The sequence below is a fragment of the Brevibacillus sp. HD3.3A genome (assembly GCF_013284375.2).
GTDB classification, from domain to species: domain Bacteria; phylum Bacillota; class Bacilli; order Brevibacillales; family Brevibacillaceae; genus Brevibacillus; species Brevibacillus parabrevis.
In genome coordinates this window covers 265,880-285,000 of the sequence record NZ_CP085874.1, presented here as the reverse complement: position 1 = coordinate 285,000, position 19,121 = coordinate 265,880, and the positions used below count along the sequence as shown (strand labels likewise).

Genomic DNA, 19,121 nt, shown 5'->3' with positions numbered 1-19,121 from the left:
CACGCAAATTACCAAAGCCGATTCCATCCTGACCGAGATGACGGGGAAAAAGCCGACGCTTTTGCGCATGCCAAACGGTGATTTTGATAAACGGGTTCTGGAAATCGCCAACCGTTTGGGTTACACGGTCGTTCAATGGGATACAGACTCCAAAGACTGGATCGAGCCGAAAAAGGATGTCATTGTTCAAAACGTCCTGTCGAAAGCACATCCGGGCGATATCGTCCTGCTGCACGCCAGTGACTCGGCCAAGGAAACACACCTTGCCCTCCCTATCATCATTGACCAGCTGCGCAAGCAAGGATACGAATTTGTCACGGTGTCCGAACTGATCGCCGGCACCAATATCCAGAGTAAAGAAATCAACTGAGCGCCAGACTACTCCCTACAAAAAGCAAAAAAGCTGACTCATGTTCGATGAGGTCAGCTTTCTCTTTTTACCAGGCGGTGCAGATGCATCACTTGCCATACGTTGCAAAAAAGCAACGGAACCAGCATGGACAAGGTCGCATGCACGTTGTCTTCCTTCAAGGCTGGAATCCATTCCAGTGACGTCACCACAAACATGAAAAACATCGTGGGAATCCATGCCGTTCTGTTCGTCAGCTTCACTTTTCCGTAAGCGGTAGCCAAAGCAACGATCAAGAGCAGGATCGGCTCGATAAAGTATGTCCCGATTCCTTTTCCTTCGCCAAGCGACGTGTAACGGAGGTAAATCATATCAAAAAAGACAAAGAGGATCAAAAACACTTGAACGCTCTTCCACATGGACGGCGTTTTGAAAATCGTTTTGGCAAAATAATTAATCGTCATATAGGCGAAAAAACCCATTTGGGCCACAATGCTAATGGTCATCCCGTACAAAAGATACATCAGCGTGCCGACAAAAAAGTTGCCCGCGCTGCCTTCCAACAGCTTGTCCAAGTCAAAAATAAAGGCGACCAGGACTCCGCCCAATCCACCCAAGAGCAACGTGGTGACAAAGAGCCAGCCATACTTTCGCAAACTCACCAAACATTCCCTCCATTCCACATCGAATATGATTGTACCAATGGATACAAGAAAATACTAGCGTAAGAACAAAACAAAATGCGCACGTTACTCTTAGGCAGAGTAAAGAAGGAGGTGTCCACCCCATGAGAAAGAAGGCATTGTCTTTTTGGCTATCCGCATTTGTCTGTCTGGTCCTTTCCAGTTGCTCAAGCGGCGGACAAGCGCAAAGTTCGTCTCAGCCTGATTATAAGAGTGTCAAAGACATGGTGCTGGACATATTGCAGACTGACGAAGCCAAACAATCTGTTGGCAAAATGATGAAAGATGAGAAGTTCAAGCAAAACCTGATGATTGACGAGTCCACTGTTCGAACCACGTTGATACAAAGCATGACCAATCCGAACAGCCCCCACATCAAGGAAGCCTTCAAAGATCCGAAATTCGCCAGCACCTTGGCCAAATCGATGAAGGATGAGCAAAAAACTTTGATGAAGGACTTGATGAAAGACCCCGAGTACCAAAAGCAGCTTATCAGCGTAATGAAAGACCCTGAGTTCGAAAAAAACCTCATGGACTTGATGAAAAGCGCAGCTTACCGCCAACAAACGATGCAGGTCATGAAGGAGTCTTTGCAAAGCCCGCTGTTTCAAGCCGAGTTGATGAAGCTAATGACCAAAGTCTCCGAAGACATGACCAAACCGAAAGAACTGAAACCGAAGAAAAAAGGCAAAAGCGGCGGGGATAGCGGTGGAGATTCTGGCGACTCCTCTTCCTAACAAAAAAAGGTGAGCTCCCGAAGGGCGGGCCCACCTTTTTCCTGTCTTTTGTGCTTACTGCTGTTCACATTTTGCCATAACGCGTTTCGCCATATCCATATACAGCTGCCCGATTGCGCTGTCCTCGCGATAAACAGATGGAGAGTAATCTGGTTCGGACGGATGATTCTCAGGTTGTCCCAGCGGAATTTGCGCCAACAGCTCGGTAGTCAGTGTCTCCGCCAGCTTCGCTCCGCCACCGCGTCCAAATACGTATTCTTTGGAACCATCTTTCGCCTCGTACCACGCCATGTTCTCCACGATGCCAAGAATCTCGTGTCCCGTCCGCTTTGCCATCGCACCGGCACGCGCCGCTACAAAGGCTGCCGTAGCGTGTGGGGTCGTCACAACGATCTCCATGCTCTGCGGAATCATCGTGTGCACATCCAAAGCCATGTCACCCGTTCCTGGCGGCAAGTCCAGCAGCAAGTAGTCCAGCTCTTCGCCCCAGTGAACTTCCGTAAAGAAGTTGCGCAGCATTTTGCCGAGCATCGGTCCACGCCAAATGATCGGCGAGTTGTCCTCTACGAAGAAGCCCATGGACATGACCTTCACATTTTGCTTTTCTACCGGAAGGATTGTTTCTCCGATAACGGTTGGACGCTGGTCGATGTTCATCATGTCAGGCACGCTGAAGCCGTAGATGTCAGCGTCGATAATCCCGACTTTGTTCCCCAGGCGAGCAAGCGCGACTGCCAGGTTGACCGTCACTGTCGATTTTCCAACTCCGCCTTTACCGGAAGTAATCGCGATGAAGGTCGTGTTCGAATCCTTGGCCAAAATCGGATTGAGCAGAGGTGCTTGTCCCGGCGTCATGTTGTGGGTTTGACCTCCCTGAGTATTGCGGAGCTGGGCGCTGAGAGCCGCACGCTCCTCGTCCGTCATCGAGCCAAACTGGACACGTACTTCCTCCGCTCCAAGCGCTTTAACAGCCCCTATGACGTCGTCTTCGATCTTGGCCTTGAGAGGACAGCCGGAGATCGTCAATACGACTGTCAGGCTAACTGTAGCGCCTTCAACACGTATGTCTCTGATCATGTTCAACTCGACCAGGCTGCGATTGATCTCAGGGTCTTTTACATCGCGCAGCGCTTCCAAAATTTGTTCTCTGGTCAACATGCTTGTTCACCTCATCTATAGTCTTGGCAATTGATTTCATACCGTTCTTACAAGGTAGTTTGCGCGTTCATTATAGCACATTCAGACGAGCGGCACACAGTCGCCGCCCGCTCAAGGTGCAATTGGCGCTTTTTCTCCGGAATACTGCCGCAAAATCCCCTGGTAAATCGCATTCGCCATGGCTTTTTGGTACTCCGTGCTCTGCAGCCGTTTTGCCTCTTCCGTATTGCTGACAAACCCAACCTCGACCAATACAGCGGGGCAGTTTACCTCGCGAATCAAAAACACGTTGTTCGTCTTGCTTGGAACACGATCGGTATTGCCCAGCACCCGTTTGATTTCATCCTGAATCAGGTACGATACCTCTCCGCTTTTTTTGAAAGTCGGCGAGTAAAAAGTTTGCGCACCCGACCACTTGGGCGAAGGAATCGAATTTACATGGATGCTGACCAGAAAATCGGGAGAGCTGTCGTTCACCAGTTTCACCCGGTTACGGATATCTTCCGACTTTCTTTTTTTGGCCCGATCAGCTTCCGGTGAAGCGAGATCCTTGTCTTCCTCCCTTGTCATGATGACAAATGCACCTGACTGCTGGAGAAAATCGCGCAAGTACATACTGATTGCCAGCGTCACCTCTTTTTCCACCACATCGCCTGAACTGGACGTAGCCCCGCCATCTTTGCCCCCGTGTCCCGGGTCGATGGCAATAACGGTTCCGGTCAACGGCAATGACCATGCCGTCCACGACGAACGGTCCGGCGATTCGTAGGTGAACAACACCACCAGTAAAGCGAAAGCCAGTATCCAGCCTACCCCTTTTCGTGTCACGGCGTATCGTCCCCTTTGTCCCATTCTCTCGTTTCATCATATGGACAAACATGGACAAATATTCCGTAGGTCAGTAGCCTGGAACCAAAAGGCTGATCATGCGCTGGGACAAAATGCAAAAAAGCTCCCGAACCAAAAAGGTTCGAGAGCCTTGCCAAACAAAAATTAACGTTTGGAGAACTGAGGTGCGCGACGAGCAGCTTTCAAGCCGTATTTTTTACGTTCTTTCATGCGTGGGTCGCGAGTCAGGAAGCCAGCGCGTTTCAGAGCGCCGCGCAGTTCTGGATCTGCTTTCAGCAGAGCGCGAGCAACGCCGTGACGGATTGCACCAGCTTGGCCAGTTGTTCCGCCGCCGTTTACGTTAACCAGTACATCGTAACGACCAAGAGTCTCAGTCAGAACGAGTGGTTGTTTTACGATCAATTTCAGTGTTTCCAAACCAAAGTAAGTATCCATTTCACGTTTGTTGATCACGATGCGACCTTCACCTGGAACCAGGCGAACACGTGCTACGGAGTGCTTACGACGACCTGTACCGTAGTATTGTACTTGTGCCACGTATATTTCCTCCCTTTACCTTAACCGCGAATTTGCCAAACTTCTGGTTTTTGTGCTGCATGTGGATGCTCAGTACCAGCGTAAACTTTCAGCTTAGTGAACATTTGACGTCCCAAGCTGTTTTTAGGCAGCATACCTTTTACCGCCAGTTCGAACATACGAGCTGGTTTTTTGTTCAGCATGTCGCCAGCAGTAGTCTTTTTCAAACCACCTGGATACAGGGAGTGAGTGTAGTAAATTTTGTCTTGCAGCTTGTTACCTGTCAGTTTCACTTTGTCAGCGTTGATTACGATTACGAAATCGCCAGCGTCAACGTGAGGAGTGAATTCAGGTTTCAATTTGCCGCGCAGGATAGAAGCTACTTCGCTTGCCAGACGGCCCAGCGTTTGGCCTTCTGCGTCAACGATGTACCATTTGCGCTCAACTTCGAGCGGTTTCGCCATATATGTGGTACGCATTTTTGTCCCTCCTAAATATCTTACCTTTACATGTCCATCTACTTATAACCAAAACAACCGAAACTTGCAATGGAAGATAATTGCTGTTACGGGTGAGCAACTCTTCCAGGTGTTCCATTAATCACGATCTTGTCTTTCAATCCCGGGGCTAGAGTGGGGCTAGGCGGGGTTAAAATACCAAGGAATATCGTACTACATCGCAGTCTCGTAGTCAAGTGCCTCCACTTGGTCTAATAGTTGGAAATCTGTCTGTTAATAGACGACTTCCCACATCGTCAAACCTTTGGCTGGCGCTGTCTTCCCTGCCATTTCCCGATCGCGTGCGGCAAGAATCTTTTTGAGTTCATCGGGATGGCGTTTGCCCTGCCCGACTTCCACCAAGGTGCCCACAATAATGCGCACCATGTTGTACAAAAAGCCATTGCCCCGGCACGTTACCCATACTTCGCCGCCGCTGCGCTCTACTGTCAGGCTGTAAATCGTGCGGACCTTGTCCTCGACAAACGTTTTGGCTGAGCAAAATGACGTAAAGTCATGTTCTCCTACCAAATGACAGGCAGCTTGCTGCATGGCCGCAACGTCCAGCGGAAAACGAATATGATCCGCATAGCGATGACGAAACACATCCGGCGCAGGGTTGTTGTCGATGCAATACCGATACTCCTTCACCTGCACGTCAAAACGGGCGTGAAAGGACTCTGCCACCTCTTCCACAGAGCGGATCACGATAGCATCAGGCAACTGGTTATTCAGCACGAATCGCCATTTATCCAAAGGAATATGACTGTCCGTATCAAAATGAATCACCTGGCCGCGTGCATGCACGCCTGCATCCGTTCGTCCTGAACCGTGAATCTGGATCGATTCCCCCGTAATTCTCGTCAACGCCGCTTCAATCTCCCCTTGCACCGTCACCTGGTCTGGCTGCACCTGAAAGCCGCTGAAGTCTGTTCCGTCGTATCCTAAAACACAGCGCAGCCGTCTCATGCTCGCCACCATCCAATCGTAATCGCCAGCAAGACGCCTGCAACGGCCATTCCTGCATCTCGCCAGGAAAAGGCAAGCTTGTGCAACCGGGTCCGTCCGACACCTCCGCGATATCCTCTGGCTTCCATAGCGAGAGCAAGATCCTCTGCCCGGCGAAACGCGCTGACGAACAGCGGAATCGCAATCGGAATCAGATTCTGCGCGCGTTTTATCAGGCTGCCACTCGTAAAGTTGGCTCCTCTGGCAGTCTGCGCCTTGATGATTTTGTCCGTCTCTTCCATCAAGGTAGGTATGAAACGGATCGCAATCGACATCATCAGGGCAATATCGTGCACAGGGACGCCAATCCGGGCAAATGGGCCAAGCAGACGTTCAAGCCCCTCCGTCAAATCGATGGGCGAGGTGGTCAGCGTCAGCAAAGAGCTGATGATCACCAGCAACCCAAGACGGAAGGAAATGAAGATTGCTTGCTGCACCCCGCGTTCCTCCACAGTAAACCAGCCCCACTGGAAGTAGACGGTACCGCCTTTGGTCATGAAAATGTGCAGGACGATGGTGAACACGATCAGTATCCAGACAGGCTTCAAGCTTTTCAGAATATAGCCAAGCGAGAGCCTGGACAGCAGTCCGGCATACAGCGTAAAAGCGATCAATACTGCGTACGTTAACGCATTGTTAGCCAAAAAGACTAACGTGGCAAAAAGAATAATAAAGAGCAGTTTGCTTCGCGGATCAGCGCGATGTAAAAAGGAATGCCCAGGTACGTATTGACCAATGGCTATATTTTGCAGCATGCCTAGCCCTCCTTTGGTACGGAAAGACGTTCCAGCAGATGGGCAATCAACTCTTCTTCCCGATAGACGGAGTTCGGCAGACCTTCCTTGTCCGGCAGCATCTGGTTCAGCCTCGACACAAACGCAACCGTCTCAGGCACATCCATAGCCAGCTCGCGGAGTCGTTCTGCCTGCATGAAGACTTCATCCGGCTTGCCCTGCAAAGCCACTTTTCCCTGCGCCAGCACGAGCATATAGTCGGCATACCTCGCCGCCTCTTCCATGCTGTGAGTGACCAGGAGCGTCGTCAGCTTCTGCTCCTGATGAATGCGGTAGATCGCTTCGAGGATCAAATTGCGCCCTTCTGGGTCCAAACCGGCTGTCGGCTCGTCCAAAACGAGAACTTTCGGCTGCATGGCCAGAACACCCGCCAGCGCTACACGCCGCATTTGCCCTCCGCTCATGTGAAACGGGGAGCGATCCTTGACTTTTTCGTAATCCAGACCAACGATCTCAAGAGCTTCCCGCACCCTGGCATCCACCATCGCTTCCGGCAATTCAAAGTTTGAAGGCCCAAAGGCAACATCCTTCGCTACCGTTTCCTCAAACAATTGATGTTCCGGGTACTGGAAAACAAGACCGATATCCCGCCTTTGCTCATGCGGCAATCGCTGCTTCGCGGTGATTACCGTGTCACCCAAGGTTATTTTCCCGGCGCTTGGCAAAAGCAAGCCGTTCAAATGCTGGATCAATGTCGACTTGCCGGAGCCTGTTTGCCCGATAATCCCTACAAAAGCCCCCGATGGAATCGTAAACGAGATGTCGTGCAAGGCTATACGCTCAAACGGTGTTCCTTTTCCGTAAACATGGCTTACCTGGTCAAAAGTAATCTGCATACGTGCTCCACCAGCTCCTCTTGGTGCAGTACAAACGGGAGATCAATTCCTTTGGAAGCCAGCACATGCCGAATCCGGACAGCGAATGGAACATCCAGTCCGACTTTCTTCAAACGCTCGACCTGATTAAACACCTCTTCAGGCGTTCCTTCCATCAGAACTTCTCCGGCATTCATCACGACGACCCGGTCTGAGTAGATCGCTTCATCCGGGAAATGCGTAATATTGATGATGGTAATCCCTTCGTCACGATTCAAGGTCTTCACCAGTTGCAGCACTTCCTGTCTGCCCTGGGGGTCCAGCATAGCTGTCGCTTCATCCAAAATGATGACCGATGGCCGCATTGCCATGATTCCGGCAATCGCCACGCGCTGCTTTTGTCCCCCTGACAAGCGGTGCGGCTGTGCCAGCAAGTACGCCTCCATCCCTACCGAAGCCAATGCCTCATCAATACGCTGCCGCATCTGCTCGGGATCAACCCCCATGTTTTCAAGCCCGAAGGCGACATCATCCTCCACGGTAGCCCCGACAATCTGATTGTCAGGGTTTTGGAAGACCATGCCTACATGACGGCGTATCTCCCAGACCATCTCTCCCTTGGCAGTATCCATGCCAGCGACAAGCACCCTCCCGCCTTCAGGAAGCAATAAGGCGTTCATCAGCTTCGCCATCGTAGACTTGCCGGAACCGTTATGGCCCAGTACGGACACAAAGGAACCTTTTTGAATGGTCAGATCGACATCCTTCAATACAAGAACGTGACTGCCATTCTCTCCATCGTAGGAATACGAAACATCTTGCAGTGCCAGCAGGCTCTCTTCATTCATGAGGTGTTTCCTCCCCAGCCTTCAACAGACCAGCAGGATTTCTCCAGACAGAAAGAAAAAAAGGGTTGAATCAGAGTCCAGCCTATGACCAGATCTGCCCCCACCCTTTTCACGGTCAATTACCACCGGTGCCGAGGTTGTGTCTCGCTCCCAATGTCAAACGACCAATTTCTATCCACTATTAAACAAATTCGATGTACGCCATTGGAGCAGCGTCGCCGCGGCGAGGGCCGGCTTTCAGGATACGAGTGTATCCACCGTTGCGCTCTTTGAAGCGTGGCGCGATTTCATCGAACAGTTTTTGTACAGCATCGCGACCTTCTGCGTTCGCAACTTCTTTACGAACGTAAGCAGCCACTTGACGACGAGCATGCAGATCGCCGCGTTTCGCGAGCGTGATCATTTTCTCAGCGATTGGGCGCAGTTCTTTCGCCTTCATCTCTGTAGTTTCGATACGCTCGTTGATGATCAGGTCAGTTACCAAGTCGCGGAACAACGCTTTACGAGCTGAACTACGACGACCCAATTTACGGTATGCCATTGTCTTTACCTCCCTTTTCAAGCTGGCAACACTACGTAGAAACCTCTACTGTCGGGAAGCCAGATCTGTAATCCCCCTAAAGGGACTGACTTGAGAGAACAAAAGCTTGCCTTTTGGAATTGCTACTCTAGTCGTCGCTACGCAGGGAAAGTCCCAGCTCAGCCAGCTTTTCCTGCACTTCTTCCAGAGATTTGCGACCCAAGTTGCGCACTTTCATCATGTCCTCTTCGGTCTTCTGCGTCAGCTCTTGCACGGTGTTGATACCGGCACGCTTCAAGCAGTTGTAGGAACGAACAGAAAGGTCCAGCTCTTCGATAGTCATCTCCAAAACTTTTTCCTTTTTGTCTTCCTCTTTTTCAACCATGATTTCAGCATCTTTCGCCTCATCGGTCAGACCGACAAACAGGTTCAAGTGCTCCGTCATGATTTTGGCGCCGAGACTTACGGCTTCTTCCGGACTGATACTGCCGTTTGTCCAAACCTCAAGTGTCAATTTATCATAGTTGGTCATTTGCCCTACGCGGGTATTTTCCACTTGATAGTTAACGCGCTTGATCGGCGTGTAGATCGAATCAATCGGAATCACACCAATAGGCAGATCCTCGGATTTGTTTCCATCTGATTGAACATAACCACGACCACGTCCAGCTGTCATGCGGATATGCAGACGACCGCCATTGGCCAACGTTGCAATATGAAGATCAGGGTTTAAGACCTCCACATCACTGTCAGCACGGATATCTCCCGCTTTGACAACGCCTTCGCCTTCTGCATCGATCTCGATTACTTTTTCTTCATCGGAATGGATCTTCAGCGCCAAGCCTTTGATGTTCAGGATGATCTCGGTTACATCTTCAACGACGCCTTCCACTGTCGAGAACTCGTGAAGAACCCCATCGATTTGAACAGTACGAACTGCCGCGCCTGGCAAGGACGAAAGAAGAATTCGTCTCAGCGAGTTGCCAAGGGTAGTTCCGTATCCGCGCTCCAGAGGTTCTACAACAAATTTCCCATACGAGTTGTCGTCGCTTACTTCCACAACCTCGATTTTTGGTTTTTCTATTTCTATCATTAAACAAACCCTCCTTCAAAACGTCGAAATCCTTGGGTGGGCCGCATACGTGCCCACTCAGGAATTTCCCCGGCGGTTTACCGTTTGCGTGCATGACAAGCTATAAATCAGAATTTACCATTCTAGTATGGACATGTTCTGAACAATATAAACCAGTTACACGCGGCGACGTTTTGGTGGACGGCAACCGTTGTGCGGAATTGGCGTCACGTCTTTAATCATGTTCACTTCAAGACCAGTTGCTTGCAGGGAACGGATCGCTGCTTCACGACCAGCACCTGGGCCTTTTACCGATACTTCAAGGGAACGCATGCCATGTTCCATAGCAACACGTGCAGCCGCTTCAGCAGCCATTTGTGCAGCAAATGGAGTGCTTTTACGGGAGCCTTTGAAGCCGAGGGAACCAGCGCTGGACCAAGAGATCGCGTTACCGTGTGGATCTGTAATGGTTACGATCGTGTTGTTGAAAGTAGAGCGGATATGTGCTACGCCGACTTCAACATTTTTACGATCACGACGACGGGTACGAGTTGCTGTAGCCTGTTTTCTTTTCGCCATGTCAGTTTACCCTCCTTTACTTCTTCTTGTTTGCTACCGTACGACGTGGACCTTTACGTGTACGAGCATTTGTTTTAGAGCGTTGACCACGAACTGGCAGTCCACGACGGTGACGGATTCCACGGAAGCATCCGATTTCCATCAAACGTTTGATGTTCAGGGAAATCTCACGACGGAGATCGCCTTCCACCTTAACGGTTTTGTCGATGTACTCACGCAGTTTGCTAACTTCATCTTCTGTCAGATCGCGAACACGAGTGTTCACGTCTACGCCAGTGGCAGACAGAATTTTTTTAGACGTGGGGCGGCCAATACCAAAAATGTAGGTAAGAGCAACTTCAACGCGTTTTTCGCGCGGCAAGTCTACGCCTGCAATACGTGCCATGTGTCAGAAGCACCTCCTTGTTTACCCTTGTTTTTGCTTATGCTTAGGATTTTCACAAATAACCATTACGTTACCTTTACGACGGATAACCTTGCATTTCTCGCAGATCGGTTTAACCGAAGGTCTCACTTTCATGGTTCTTGCCTCCCTTTTCTAGGGGTTTTGCTTACTATTTATAGCGGTACGTAATACGTCCGCGGGTCAAGTCGTACGGCGACAGTTCAACAGTTACTTTATCCCCCGGCAGGATACGGATAAAGTGCATGCGGATTTTTCCGGACACGTGAGCAAGGACTTTGTGTCCATTCTCCAATTCTACTCGAAACATAGCATTCGGCAAAGGCTCAATTACTGTGCCTTCTACCTCAATTACATCATCTTTTGCCATGGTAAACTCTCCTTTCTTCTGCTCTTCAGTCGGACCATGAGTTTTGCGAAATGATCACACAACGAACTTATCGTCGACACGTTGGACGACAATCCCGAATCACTCGGAACTCCCGCTTTATGTTCGTGTAAAAATCTCATAGCCATCTTCCGTAATCGCGATGGTGTGTTCAAAATGAGCACATGTTTTCCGATCCAATGTTACTACCGTCCAATTGTCCTCCAATGTGCGGACATAACGTTCGCCGGCATTTACCATTGGCTCAATTGCCAACACCATGCCTGGTTTTAACCTCGGCCCCCGATCAGGAGGACCGTAGTTAGGAACCTGCGGATCTTCGTGCAAGTTTTGCCCAATCCCATGCCCCACATACTCGCGGACGAGTGTGAAGCCGGCAGCTTCTGCATGAACTTGAATCGCATGTGAGATATCAGACAATCGTCCACCAGGAACAGCTTTTTCAAGCCCCTTGAAGAGCGATTCTTCCGTTACCCGCAACAGCTTTTCATTCTCTGCTGAAATCTTGCCGACCGGATACGTCCAAGCGGAGTCTCCATGGTACCCTTGGAACTGAGCACCGATGTCGATACTGATGATGTCTCCCTCTTGCAACGCCCGTTTCCCTGGGATCCCGTGTACGAGTTCTTCATTGACTGAAGCACAGATACTACCTGGAAAGCCACCGTAGCCTTTAAATGATGGAACTGCTCCCATGCTGCGAATAAATGTCTCGGCAATTTCGTCTAGCTGCTTTGTCGTGACACCAGGCTTAATTGCCTTGGCCAGTTCTTGATGGGTGAGTGCGACGATACGACCAGCTTCGCGCATAACCTCAAGTTCTGCTTTCGACTTCAGGATAATCATTCGGCAATTACCCTCTTAGCAATGACTTAATTTCCGCAAACACTACCTGGATATCTTGTTCCCCATTGATATCTCGCAGGAGTTCCTGTGCGGAGTAGTAGTCGATGAGTGGCTGAGTCTGCGCGATGTTGACGTCAAGACGTTGTGTTACCACTTCGATCTTGTCATCTTCACGCTGATACAGCTTACCACCATCTTTGTCACACACGCCAGCCTCTTTTGGAGGATTGAACATCGTGTGATAGCTAGCTCCACATACAGGGCAGATCCAGCGACCGGTCAGACGTTCAATCAATTGCTCGCGATGAACGTTGATATTAATCACATGATCAATTTCGCGTCCCAGCTCTTTTACGGTAGCTGTCAACGCTTCCGCCTGTGGAACTGTGCGCGGAAATCCATCCAACAGGAAACCCTTTGCGCAGTCTTCCATCGAGAGGCGCTCCCGCACAATTCCGATGACTACTTCATCGGGAACAAGCAAACCTTTATCCATAAAGGATTTGGCTTGCAGTCCGAGCGGCGTTTCGTTTTTAACCGCAGCCCGGAACATGTCGCCAGTCGAAATGTGCGGGATATCAAACTCTTTTACGATACGTTCTGCCTGTGTTCCTTTACCGGCACCAGGCAGCCCCATCAGAATTATATTCACGTCCATTCCCTCCGTCCCATAAAGAAAAGCTACAGAGGCTTTTCTGTAAACATCTAAGTCATTACTTGATAAACCCTTGGTAATGGCGTTTGATCATCTGGCTTTCGATCTGCTTCATTGTATCAAGGGCTACCCCGATCACAATCAAGAGCGAAGTGCCGCCGATGTAAATCTGCTGCGGCAAGTTAGCCAGCTTACTGAAGAAGAATGGCAAGATAGCAATTGCCATCAAGAACAAAGCGCCAGCCAATGTAAGGCGGTTTAGTGTACGAGTAATGTAAACCTCAGTGTTTTTACCGGGTCGGATACCAGGAATGTAACCGCCATTTTTTCTCATGTTCTCTGCCATTTGCACAGGATTGATCTGAACAAATGTGTAGAAATAGGTGAACCCGAGAATCAAGATAGCGTACAACGTCATTCCCAACGGTTCATTGACTTGGAAGTTGCGATAGATCCAGTTGGCGAACCCTGTACCGGATGAATCCACCCAGAACTGTGCGATTGTCGAAGGGAACAGTACGAGCGAGACCGCAAAGATTACAGGAATAACACCCGCAGAGTTGATTTTCAGTGGAATGTGTGTGGATTGACCACCGTACATTTTACGTCCAACCACTCGCTTCGCGTATTGCACTGGAATTTTACGAATCCCTTGCTGCATAAAGATAACCCCGACGATAATAGCGAGGATCACCAGCAGAATGATCACAACTTTGACGATGCTGAAGAATACGTTTTGAGAAGGGTCAGCGAATTGCGTAGTGTAAATCGTCGTGATTCCGTGTGGAATGTTCGCGACGATACCAGCAACGATCAGAATCGAAATCCCGTTACCGATACCCTTTTCCGTAATCTGTTCCCCCATCCACATCATGAATGCGGTCCCAGCCGTCAGTGTCAACGCAATGAGTGCATAGCTGCCAACGGAAGTGTCCTTGAGCAAGCCAGGCGCCATATTATTAAAACCGATCGTCATACCAACAGACTGAATCAAGCCGAGGATGATCGTAGCGTAACGGGTAACAGTAGCAATCTTGCGACGGCCAACTTCCCCTTCGCGTGCCCATTGCGTCAGCTTAGGCACTACATCCATCGACATCAGCTGCATGATAATCGAGGCCGTAATGTATGGCATGATACCCATGGCAAAAATCGAGAAGTTTTGCAGTGCTCCACCAGAGAAGGTGTTCAACAAGCCCAACAAGTGGTTTGTGTTCTGCTGAAACAGCTCGACGTTTACGTTAGGAACGGGTACAAAGCTTCCGATCCGGAAGACGACCAACATCATGAGAGTAAAAAGGATCTTACGACGTAAGTCGCCAATCTTAAAAATGTTAGTTAAGGACGCTAACATTAGATCACCTCGGTTGTTCCACCGACTTGAGCGATCTTCTCAGCAGCAGCTCCGGAGAACTTGTGAGCTTTAACGGTCAGCTTCACAGTCAGTTCACCGTTAGCAAGAACCTTAACACCGTCGCGCAGCGCGCTGATAACACCTGTTTCTTTCAACAGTTCAGGCGTTACTACAGTACCCTCTTCGAAACGGTTCAGCGCGTCCAGGCTAACAATCGCAAATTCTTTGCGGCTGATGTTAGTGAAACCACGCTTAGGCAGACGACGGTACAATGGGTTTTGACCACCCTCGAAACCTGGGCGTACACCGCCACCGGAACGAGCGTTTTGACCTTTGTGACCTTTACCAGCAGTTTTGCCAGTACCGCTACCGATACCGCGACCGATGCGCTTACGAGTGTGACGGGATCCTTCTGCAGGTTGCAGTTCATGCAATTTCATACGTTGCACCTCCTAACTGATTGAGATGTTCAATTATGCTTCTACTTCTTTCACTTCAACCAAGTGCTTCACTTTGAAAACCATTCCACGAATTGCAGCGTTGTCTTCCTTCACTACAGTGGAGTTGATTTTGCGAAGACCAAGAGCTTTTACAGTATCTTGTTGGTCTACAGTGCGACCGATCAGGCTACGTTTGAGGGTGATTTGCAATTTTGCCATGTTCATTCCCTCCTTATTAACCCAACAACTCGTCAACAGTCTTACCGCGCAATTTCGCGACATCTTCCGCTGTTTTCAGGCGACCAAGGCCTTCCAGCGTAGCGTTGACCATGTTGATAGGATTGTTGGAACCAAGAGACTTACTCAAGATATCGCCTACACCAGCCAGTTCGAGTACGGCACGAACAGGTCCGCCGGCGATAACACCTGTACCAGGGGCAGCAGGTTTGATGAGAACTTTACCAGCACCGAATTGGCACATAACTTCGTGTGGAACAGTTGTTCCTCTCATCGGTACACGGATCAATTTTTTCTTAGCGTCGTCAATCGCTTTGCGAATGGCGTCTGGAACTTCTTGAGCTTTACCCATACCAGCACCTACGTGGCCGTTACGGTCTCCCACAACAACCAGGGCGCTGAAGCTCATACGACGTCCACCTTTAACCGTTTTAGCTACGCGGTTAACAGCGACTACTTTTTCTTCGAGCTCTAATTTGCTAGGGTCGATACGCATTCCTTACCCTCCTTGTTGTTAGAATTGCAGACCAGCTTCACGAGCTGCTTCTGCCAGTGCTTTAATACGTCCATGATAGATGTAACCACCGCGGTCAAAAATCACTTCAGTCGCACCTTTTTCTTGTGCACGCTTAGCGATCAGTGTGCCAACAGCTGTAGCAGCTTCCACGTTAGCGCCATTTTTCAGGCCCAGCTCTTTATCCAAAGAAGATGCAGATGCCAGTGTTACGCCAGTTGCATCATCAATCAGTTGAGCGTAGATGTGCTTAGAAGAACGGAATACGTTCAGACGTGGGCGAATGGCAGTACCAATCACACGTTTGCGGATACGCAGGTGACGTTTTTTCCGAGCTTTGTTTTTATCAGCTTTCGTAAACATTAAGCGGCCTCCTTTCTCATGAAGCTAGAAGCTTATTTACCTTTTTTACCTTCTTTACGACGAACCACTTCATCACTGTACTTAATACCTTTACCTTTGTAAGGCTCAGGTTTACGCAGCGAACGAATTTCAGCAGCAACTTGACCTACGCGCTCTTTGTTGATGCCTTTAACCACCAGAGTGGTTTGGTTTGGTACATCGATTTCGATACCCGCTTCTGGAGTAACTTCCACTGGGTGGGAGAAACCAAGAGAAAGAGTAACGCCGTTGCCAGTTTTGGCAGCACGGTAACCTACACCGACCAGTTCCAAGGTACGAGTGAAGCCTTCGGATACGCCTTTTACCATGTTGGCAACAAGCGCACGAGTTGTACCGTGCAGGGAACGGTGAAGTTTGTTATCGCTTGGACGCTCTACTACTACTTCGTTTTCAGCGATGTTGATTTTAATATCTTCATGGAAGTTACGAACGAGTTGACCCTTAGGGCCCTTTACCGTCAGCTCAGTTCCGTTCAGAGTGAGGGTAACGCCTGCAGGTACCACGATCGGTTTTCTACCGACACGAGACATGTGGTGCACCTCCTGTGCTTTTTACATTCTGTTGATTACCAAACGTATGCAAGAACTTCTCCACCAACATGAGCTTGACGAGCTTGCTTGTCAGTCATAACGCCAGTGGATGTAGAGATGATCGCGCAACCGAGGCCACCCAAAACCTTAGGTACTTCATTGTTTTTTGCATAAACACGAAGTCCTGGTTTGGAGATACGTTTCAGACCTGTGATGACGCGCTCGTTGTTCGCACCATATTTCAGGAATACGCGGATGATTCCTTGTTTGTTGTCTTCAACAAACTCCGCATCGCGGATGAAGCCTTCTTCTTTCAGAATGCGCGCGATTTCCTTCTTGATGGTGGACGCCGGGATTTCCACTTTCTCGTGGCGAACCATGTTGGCGTTACGAATACGTGTCAACATATCTGCGATTGGATCAGTCATAACCATGAGAGAAAACCTCCTTCCCGTTTCAAATTACCAGCTTGCTTTTTTCACGCCTGGAATTTGACCTTTATAAGCAAGTTCACGGAAGCAAATACGGCAGAGTTTGAATTTGCGCAATACGGAGTGAGGACGTCCGCAACGCTCGCAACGAGTGTACGCGCGTACTGCAAACTTCGGCTGCCGCTGTTGCTTGATGATCATAGATTTCTTTGCCACATTCTTCCCTCCTTACGAGTGGGTTTATTTACGGAATGGCATACCCATTTGAGTCAGCAACTCACGAGCTTCCTCATCCGTTTTCGCGGAAGTAACAATTACGATGTCCATACCGCGAACTTTGTCGATTTTATCGTACTCGATCTCAGGGAAGATCAGTTGTTCCTTCAGACCAAGTGTGTAGTTACCGCGACCGTCAAATGCCTTGGAAGAAATTCCACGGAAGTCACGAACACGCGGGAGAGATACGTTCATCAATTTGTCGAGGAAGTGGTACATACGCTCGCCGCGCAGGGTAACCTTCGCACCGATCGGCATACCTTCACGCAATTTGAAGCCAGCGATGGACTTCTTAGCGCGAGTTACTACAGGCTTTTGACCAGCGATAATTTGCAGGTCTTCAACCGCAGTATCCAAGGATTTAGCGTTGCCTACCGCTTCGCCAACACCCATATTGATGATGATCTTTTCTACTTTCGGCACTTGCATGATGGAAGTGTAGTTGAACTTGCTCATCAAACCAGGCACGATTTCGTTAGTGTACTTTTCTTTCAATCTTGTTGCCATCTAGGATATCCTCCTTTCCAACCTGACTACTTGTCGAGTACTTCGCCAGACTTTTTCGCATACCGTACTTTCTTACCGTTATCCAAAACTTTGTAACCGATGCGAGTAGCTTTTCCGGACTTCGGATCGATCAAAGATACGTTGGAAACGTGAATCGCTGCTTCTTGAGTCACAATGCCACCTTGCGGGTTAGCTTGGGACGGACGGCTGTGTTTCTTCACGAGGTTGATACCTTCAACCAGTACGCGTTCTTTCTTCGGATAAGCAGCGAGAACGCGACCTTTTTTGCCTTTATCTTTGCCCGCAATTACGATAACAGTGTCGCCTTTTTTAACGTGCATCGCTTGGTGCACCTCCTATCGAACAAACTGCCTGAGTTTTTCCGTTCAATTAGATAACCTCTGGAGCCAGAGAGATGATCTTCATGAAATCTTTGTCGCGGAGCTCACGAGCTACTGGTCCAAAGATACGAGTACCACGTGGGGACTTATCTTCTTTGATGACTACAGCTGCATTTTCATCAAAACGAATGTAAGAACCATCTTGACGACGAACGCCACTTACAGTACGAACTACAACTGCTTTAACTACTTGACCTTTCTTGACAACGCCGCCGGGTGTAGCGGATTTTACGGAGCACACGATAACATCACCGATGTTCGCCGTTTTGCGACCGGAACCACCCAGAACCTTGATGCACATGAGTTCCTTTGCACCGGAGTTGTCAGCAACAGCCAATCTCGTCTGAGTTTGGATCATTTACTGTTCCTCCTTTCGGATTTGATATCCGAAAATCTGACTTATACGATTACTGCCTCTTCGACGATACGTACCAAACGGAAACGTTTATCTTTGGACAAAGGACGAGTTTCCATCAATTCTACGATGTCGCCCACTTTTGCCGTGTTGTTCTCGTCGTGAGCCTTGAACTTTTTGGAGTATTTCACGCGTTTGCCGTACAACGGGTGTGTCTTGTAAGTTTCAACAAGCACAACAATGGTTTTATCCATTTTGTCGGAAACAACGCGACCTACAACGGATCGACGCATATTGCGTTCTGCGGTCATCGTTCAAACCTCCTTCCTTTAATTAGCCGATTCCCAATTCTCTCTGGCGCAGGATGGTTTTCGCACGAGCAATATCCTTACGCACTTGTTTAATGCGAGATGTGGTTTCGAGTTGACCCGTAGCCAACTGGAAACGAAGGTTGAACAACTCTTCTTTCAAAGAAGCGACGTTTTGTTCGATCTCGGCAGTGGTCAAATTACGGAACTCATTAGCCTTCATGTGCGTCACCACCCACTTCTTCACGCTTCACGAATTTGCACTTGATAGGCAGCTTGTGCATAGCAAGGCGCATAGCTTCGCGAGCGACTTCTTCAGGTACGCCAGCAAGTTCAAACATGATCTTGCCTGGCTTCACTACCGCTACCCATTTCTCAGGAGAACCTTTACCGGAACCCATCCGTACTTCGAGCGGTTTTTGTGTAATTGGCTTGTCAGGGAAGATTTTAATCCATACTTTACCGCCACGTTTGATGTAACGAGTCATCGCGATACGAGCAGCCTCGATCTGACGGTTAGTTACCCAAGATGGCTCCATTGCTTGCAATCCGTATTCACCGAACGCAACAGTAGTACCGCCTTTTGCGTTACCAGCCATTTTCCCGCGGTGTTGTTTACGGTGTTTCACGCGTTTTGGCGTCAACATGA

At 49.3% G+C, this 19,121-nt stretch carries 33 protein-coding genes (1 of these 33 cut by a window edge); 2 read left to right on the top strand and 31 right to left on the bottom strand.

The genetic code is table 11. The annotated features are described in order from the left end of the window. On the top strand, nt 1-370 hold the 3' end of the coding sequence (pdaB, locus tag HP435_RS01680) for a polysaccharide deacetylase family sporulation protein PdaB (RefSeq protein WP_122966791.1). It extends 401 nt beyond the left edge of the window; the window shows 370 of its 771 coding nt (coding positions 402-771); the start codon falls outside the window, past its left edge; its stop codon occupies nt 368-370. A 53-nt stretch (nt 371-423) separates the two neighbouring features. On the opposite strand, the gene HP435_RS01675 is transcribed toward pdaB, so the two are convergent. Beyond that, nucleotides 424-1,011, bottom strand: a complete 588-nt coding sequence (locus tag HP435_RS01675; RefSeq protein WP_122966792.1) for a KinB-signaling pathway activation protein — start codon at nt 1,009-1,011, stop codon at nt 424-426. Between the two features lie 125 nt (nt 1,012-1,136). Between HP435_RS01675 and gerD the strand changes: the two genes are divergently transcribed. After that, complete coding sequence (gene gerD, locus HP435_RS01670) at nt 1,137-1,769, top strand: spore germination lipoprotein GerD (RefSeq protein WP_122966793.1); 633 nt, start codon at nt 1,137-1,139, stop codon at nt 1,767-1,769. Between the two features lie 54 nt (nt 1,770-1,823). Here gerD and HP435_RS01665 read toward each other — a convergent pair whose 3' ends face one another. From HP435_RS01665 to rplP, 30 genes are all read right to left on the bottom strand, one after another. After that, entirely contained in the window at nt 1,824-2,927 is a 1,104-nt protein-coding gene (locus HP435_RS01665) for a P-loop NTPase (RefSeq protein WP_122966794.1), read from the bottom strand. A 111-nt stretch (nt 2,928-3,038) separates the two neighbouring features. Next, complete coding sequence (cwlD, locus tag HP435_RS01660) at nt 3,039-3,755, bottom strand: N-acetylmuramoyl-L-alanine amidase CwlD (protein WP_267901874.1); 717 nt, start codon at nt 3,753-3,755, stop codon at nt 3,039-3,041. Between the two features lie 165 nt (nt 3,756-3,920). After that, a complete protein-coding gene (gene rpsI, locus HP435_RS01655) occupies nt 3,921-4,313 on the bottom strand; it encodes a 30S ribosomal protein S9 (RefSeq protein WP_005828788.1) in 393 nt (130 codons plus the stop codon). Between the two features lie 20 nt (nt 4,314-4,333). Then, on the bottom strand, nt 4,334-4,771 hold the full coding sequence (gene rplM, locus HP435_RS01650; protein ID WP_005828789.1) for a 50S ribosomal protein L13: 438 nt from the start codon (nt 4,769-4,771) through the stop codon (nt 4,334-4,336). A gap of 252 nt (nt 4,772-5,023) precedes the next feature. Further along, nucleotides 5,024-5,758, bottom strand: coding sequence for a tRNA pseudouridine(38-40) synthase TruA (gene truA / locus HP435_RS01645; protein ID WP_173599894.1), 735 nt, complete (start codon nt 5,756-5,758; stop codon nt 5,024-5,026). Then, nucleotides 5,755-6,552, bottom strand: a complete 798-nt coding sequence (locus HP435_RS01640; RefSeq protein ID WP_122966796.1) for an energy-coupling factor transporter transmembrane component T family protein — start codon at nt 6,550-6,552, stop codon at nt 5,755-5,757. Before HP435_RS01640 ends, truA begins: the two co-directional genes overlap by 4 nt. 2 nt (nt 6,553-6,554) lie before the next feature. After that, complete coding sequence (locus HP435_RS01635) at nt 6,555-7,427, bottom strand: energy-coupling factor transporter ATPase (protein ID WP_173599893.1); 873 nt, start codon at nt 7,425-7,427, stop codon at nt 6,555-6,557. Next, nucleotides 7,403-8,254, bottom strand: coding sequence for an energy-coupling factor transporter ATPase (locus tag HP435_RS01630; protein ID WP_122966798.1), 852 nt, complete (start codon nt 8,252-8,254; stop codon nt 7,403-7,405). The genes HP435_RS01635 and HP435_RS01630 overlap by 25 nt, the downstream gene beginning before the upstream one ends. Nucleotides 8,255-8,435: 181 nt before the next feature. After that, nucleotides 8,436-8,795 (bottom strand): 50S ribosomal protein L17, encoded by a 360-nt coding sequence (gene rplQ / locus HP435_RS01625; RefSeq protein WP_063231097.1) that lies wholly within the window; start codon nt 8,793-8,795, stop codon nt 8,436-8,438. A gap of 127 nt (nt 8,796-8,922) precedes the next feature. Further along, nucleotides 8,923-9,867, bottom strand: a complete 945-nt coding sequence (locus tag HP435_RS01620; protein ID WP_005828801.1) for a DNA-directed RNA polymerase subunit alpha — start codon at nt 9,865-9,867, stop codon at nt 8,923-8,925. Between the two features lie 156 nt (nt 9,868-10,023). After that, nucleotides 10,024-10,425, bottom strand: a complete 402-nt coding sequence (gene rpsK / locus HP435_RS01615; RefSeq protein ID WP_005828803.1) for a 30S ribosomal protein S11 — start codon at nt 10,423-10,425, stop codon at nt 10,024-10,026. 16 nt (nt 10,426-10,441) lie between these two features. After that, entirely contained in the window at nt 10,442-10,810 is a 369-nt protein-coding gene (gene rpsM / locus HP435_RS01610) for a 30S ribosomal protein S13 (protein WP_063231098.1), read from the bottom strand. 21 nt (nt 10,811-10,831) lie between these two features. Continuing rightward, nucleotides 10,832-10,945 (bottom strand): 50S ribosomal protein L36, encoded by a 114-nt coding sequence (gene rpmJ, locus HP435_RS01605; protein WP_003333770.1) that lies wholly within the window; start codon nt 10,943-10,945, stop codon nt 10,832-10,834. A 34-nt stretch (nt 10,946-10,979) separates the two neighbouring features. Continuing rightward, nucleotides 10,980-11,198: a translation initiation factor IF-1 gene (gene infA, locus HP435_RS01600; RefSeq protein WP_003333772.1), complete on the bottom strand. Its 219-nt coding sequence runs from the start codon at nt 11,196-11,198 to the stop codon at nt 10,980-10,982. Between the two features lie 117 nt (nt 11,199-11,315). Beyond that, nucleotides 11,316-12,062 (bottom strand): type I methionyl aminopeptidase, encoded by a 747-nt coding sequence (gene map, locus HP435_RS01595; protein WP_005828809.1) that lies wholly within the window; start codon nt 12,060-12,062, stop codon nt 11,316-11,318. A gap of 7 nt (nt 12,063-12,069) precedes the next feature. Next, nucleotides 12,070-12,714: an adenylate kinase gene (locus HP435_RS01590; protein WP_063231099.1), complete on the bottom strand. Its 645-nt coding sequence runs from the start codon at nt 12,712-12,714 to the stop codon at nt 12,070-12,072. Nucleotides 12,715-12,775: 61 nt separating this feature from the next. Next, entirely contained in the window at nt 12,776-14,071 is a 1,296-nt protein-coding gene (gene secY / locus HP435_RS01585) for a preprotein translocase subunit SecY (RefSeq protein WP_122966799.1), read from the bottom strand. Next, on the bottom strand, nt 14,071-14,511 hold the full coding sequence (gene rplO / locus HP435_RS01580; RefSeq protein ID WP_007716272.1) for a 50S ribosomal protein L15: 441 nt from the start codon (nt 14,509-14,511) through the stop codon (nt 14,071-14,073). The genes secY and rplO overlap by 1 nt, the downstream gene beginning before the upstream one ends. Before the next feature lie 33 nt (nt 14,512-14,544). Beyond that, nucleotides 14,545-14,730, bottom strand: coding sequence for a 50S ribosomal protein L30 (gene rpmD, locus HP435_RS01575; RefSeq protein WP_007716270.1), 186 nt, complete (start codon nt 14,728-14,730; stop codon nt 14,545-14,547). A gap of 16 nt (nt 14,731-14,746) precedes the next feature. After that, nucleotides 14,747-15,244 (bottom strand): 30S ribosomal protein S5, encoded by a 498-nt coding sequence (rpsE, locus tag HP435_RS01570; protein WP_047074695.1) that lies wholly within the window; start codon nt 15,242-15,244, stop codon nt 14,747-14,749. An 18-nt stretch (nt 15,245-15,262) separates the two neighbouring features. Next, nucleotides 15,263-15,625 carry a 50S ribosomal protein L18 gene (gene rplR, locus HP435_RS01565; RefSeq protein WP_063231101.1) on the bottom strand — a complete coding sequence of 121 codons (363 nt, stop codon included), beginning with the start codon at nt 15,623-15,625 and terminating at the stop codon, nt 15,263-15,265. A gap of 32 nt (nt 15,626-15,657) precedes the next feature. After that, nucleotides 15,658-16,194 carry a 50S ribosomal protein L6 gene (gene rplF, locus HP435_RS01560; RefSeq protein ID WP_063231102.1) on the bottom strand — a complete coding sequence of 179 codons (537 nt, stop codon included), beginning with the start codon at nt 16,192-16,194 and terminating at the stop codon, nt 15,658-15,660. Nucleotides 16,195-16,229: 35 nt separating this feature from the next. Next, entirely contained in the window at nt 16,230-16,628 is a 399-nt protein-coding gene (rpsH, locus tag HP435_RS01555; RefSeq protein WP_047074701.1) for a 30S ribosomal protein S8, read from the bottom strand. A 27-nt stretch (nt 16,629-16,655) separates the two neighbouring features. Next, nucleotides 16,656-16,841 carry a type Z 30S ribosomal protein S14 gene (locus HP435_RS01550; protein WP_005828830.1) on the bottom strand — a complete coding sequence of 62 codons (186 nt, stop codon included), beginning with the start codon at nt 16,839-16,841 and terminating at the stop codon, nt 16,656-16,658. 24 nt (nt 16,842-16,865) lie between these two features. Further along, the gene (rplE, locus tag HP435_RS01545; RefSeq protein ID WP_063231103.1) at nt 16,866-17,408 is read right to left on the bottom strand and encodes a 50S ribosomal protein L5; all 543 of its coding nucleotides are present in this window, start codon (nt 17,406-17,408) and stop codon (nt 16,866-16,868) included. Between the two features lie 26 nt (nt 17,409-17,434). After that, on the bottom strand, nt 17,435-17,749 hold the full coding sequence (gene rplX, locus HP435_RS01540) for a 50S ribosomal protein L24 (protein ID WP_005828833.1): 315 nt from the start codon (nt 17,747-17,749) through the stop codon (nt 17,435-17,437). A gap of 49 nt (nt 17,750-17,798) precedes the next feature. Next, nucleotides 17,799-18,167, bottom strand: coding sequence for a 50S ribosomal protein L14 (gene rplN, locus HP435_RS01535; protein WP_005828835.1), 369 nt, complete (start codon nt 18,165-18,167; stop codon nt 17,799-17,801). 41 nt (nt 18,168-18,208) lie between these two features. Then, nucleotides 18,209-18,475: a 30S ribosomal protein S17 gene (gene rpsQ, locus HP435_RS01530; RefSeq protein WP_005828837.1), complete on the bottom strand. Its 267-nt coding sequence runs from the start codon at nt 18,473-18,475 to the stop codon at nt 18,209-18,211. 22 nt (nt 18,476-18,497) lie between these two features. Further along, entirely contained in the window at nt 18,498-18,695 is a 198-nt protein-coding gene (gene rpmC / locus HP435_RS01525; protein WP_005828838.1) for a 50S ribosomal protein L29, read from the bottom strand. Beyond that, nucleotides 18,685-19,119, bottom strand: coding sequence for a 50S ribosomal protein L16 (gene rplP / locus HP435_RS01520; protein WP_063231104.1), 435 nt, complete (start codon nt 19,117-19,119; stop codon nt 18,685-18,687). The genes rpmC and rplP overlap by 11 nt, the downstream gene beginning before the upstream one ends. Nucleotides 19,120-19,121: the final 2 nt, after the last annotated feature.

Coding starts and splice junctions, on each gene's coding strand:
- rplQ (WP_063231097.1), bottom strand. CDS start 8,795: ATGGCATACCGTAAATTGGGTCGTCGTAGTTCAGCTCGTAAAGCGTTG.
- HP435_RS01635 (WP_173599893.1), bottom strand. CDS start 7,427: ATGCAGATTACTTTTGACCAGGTAAGCCATGTTTACGGAAAAGGAACA.
- HP435_RS01665 (WP_122966794.1), bottom strand. CDS start 2,927: ATGTTGACCAGAGAACAAATTTTGGAAGCGCTGCGCGATGTAAAAGAC.
- rplF (WP_063231102.1), bottom strand. CDS start 16,194: ATGTCTCGTGTCGGTAGAAAACCGATCGTGGTACCTGCAGGCGTTACC.
- rplP (WP_063231104.1), bottom strand. CDS start 19,119: ATGTTGACGCCAAAACGCGTGAAACACCGTAAACAACACCGCGGGAAA.
- rpmD (WP_007716270.1), bottom strand. CDS start 14,730: ATGGCAAAATTGCAAATCACCCTCAAACGTAGCCTGATCGGTCGCACT.
- rpsH (WP_047074701.1), bottom strand. CDS start 16,628: ATGGTTATGACTGATCCAATCGCAGATATGTTGACACGTATTCGTAAC.
- HP435_RS01620 (WP_005828801.1), bottom strand. CDS start 9,867: ATGATAGAAATAGAAAAACCAAAAATCGAGGTTGTGGAAGTAAGCGAC.
- rpsK (WP_005828803.1), bottom strand. CDS start 10,425: ATGGCGAAAAGAAAACAGGCTACAGCAACTCGTACCCGTCGTCGTGAT.
- HP435_RS01640 (WP_122966796.1), bottom strand. CDS start 6,552: ATGCTGCAAAATATAGCCATTGGTCAATACGTACCTGGGCATTCCTTT.
- HP435_RS01630 (WP_122966798.1), bottom strand. CDS start 8,254: ATGAATGAAGAGAGCCTGCTGGCACTGCAAGATGTTTCGTATTCCTAC.
- gerD (WP_122966793.1), top strand. CDS start 1,137: ATGAGAAAGAAGGCATTGTCTTTTTGGCTATCCGCATTTGTCTGTCTG.
- secY (WP_122966799.1), bottom strand. CDS start 14,071: ATGTTAGCGTCCTTAACTAACATTTTTAAGATTGGCGACTTACGTCGT.
- map (WP_005828809.1), bottom strand. CDS start 12,062: ATGATTATCCTGAAGTCGAAAGCAGAACTTGAGGTTATGCGCGAAGCT.
- rplE (WP_063231103.1), bottom strand. CDS start 17,408: ATGGCAACAAGATTGAAAGAAAAGTACACTAACGAAATCGTGCCTGGT.
- rpmC (WP_005828838.1), bottom strand. CDS start 18,695: ATGAAGGCTAATGAGTTCCGTAATTTGACCACTGCCGAGATCGAACAA.
- rplR (WP_063231101.1), bottom strand. CDS start 15,625: ATGTTTACGAAAGCTGATAAAAACAAAGCTCGGAAAAAACGTCACCTG.
- rpmJ (WP_003333770.1), bottom strand. CDS start 10,945: ATGAAAGTGAGACCTTCGGTTAAACCGATCTGCGAGAAATGCAAGGTT.
- rplX (WP_005828833.1), bottom strand. CDS start 17,749: ATGCACGTTAAAAAAGGCGACACTGTTATCGTAATTGCGGGCAAAGAT.
- rpsM (WP_063231098.1), bottom strand. CDS start 10,810: ATGGCACGTATTGCAGGCGTAGACTTGCCGCGCGAAAAACGCGTTGAA.
- rplN (WP_005828835.1), bottom strand. CDS start 18,167: ATGATCCAAACTCAGACGAGATTGGCTGTTGCTGACAACTCCGGTGCA.
- rplM (WP_005828789.1), bottom strand. CDS start 4,771: ATGCGTACCACATATATGGCGAAACCGCTCGAAGTTGAGCGCAAATGG.
- truA (WP_173599894.1), bottom strand. CDS start 5,758: ATGAGACGGCTGCGCTGTGTTTTAGGATACGACGGAACAGACTTCAGC.
- infA (WP_003333772.1), bottom strand. CDS start 11,198: ATGGCAAAAGATGATGTAATTGAGGTAGAAGGCACAGTAATTGAGCCT.
- rpsE (WP_047074695.1), bottom strand. CDS start 15,244: ATGCGTATCGACCCTAGCAAATTAGAGCTCGAAGAAAAAGTAGTCGCT.
- rplO (WP_007716272.1), bottom strand. CDS start 14,511: ATGAAATTGCATGAACTGCAACCTGCAGAAGGATCCCGTCACACTCGT.
- rpsQ (WP_005828837.1), bottom strand. CDS start 18,475: ATGACCGCAGAACGCAATATGCGTCGATCCGTTGTAGGTCGCGTTGTT.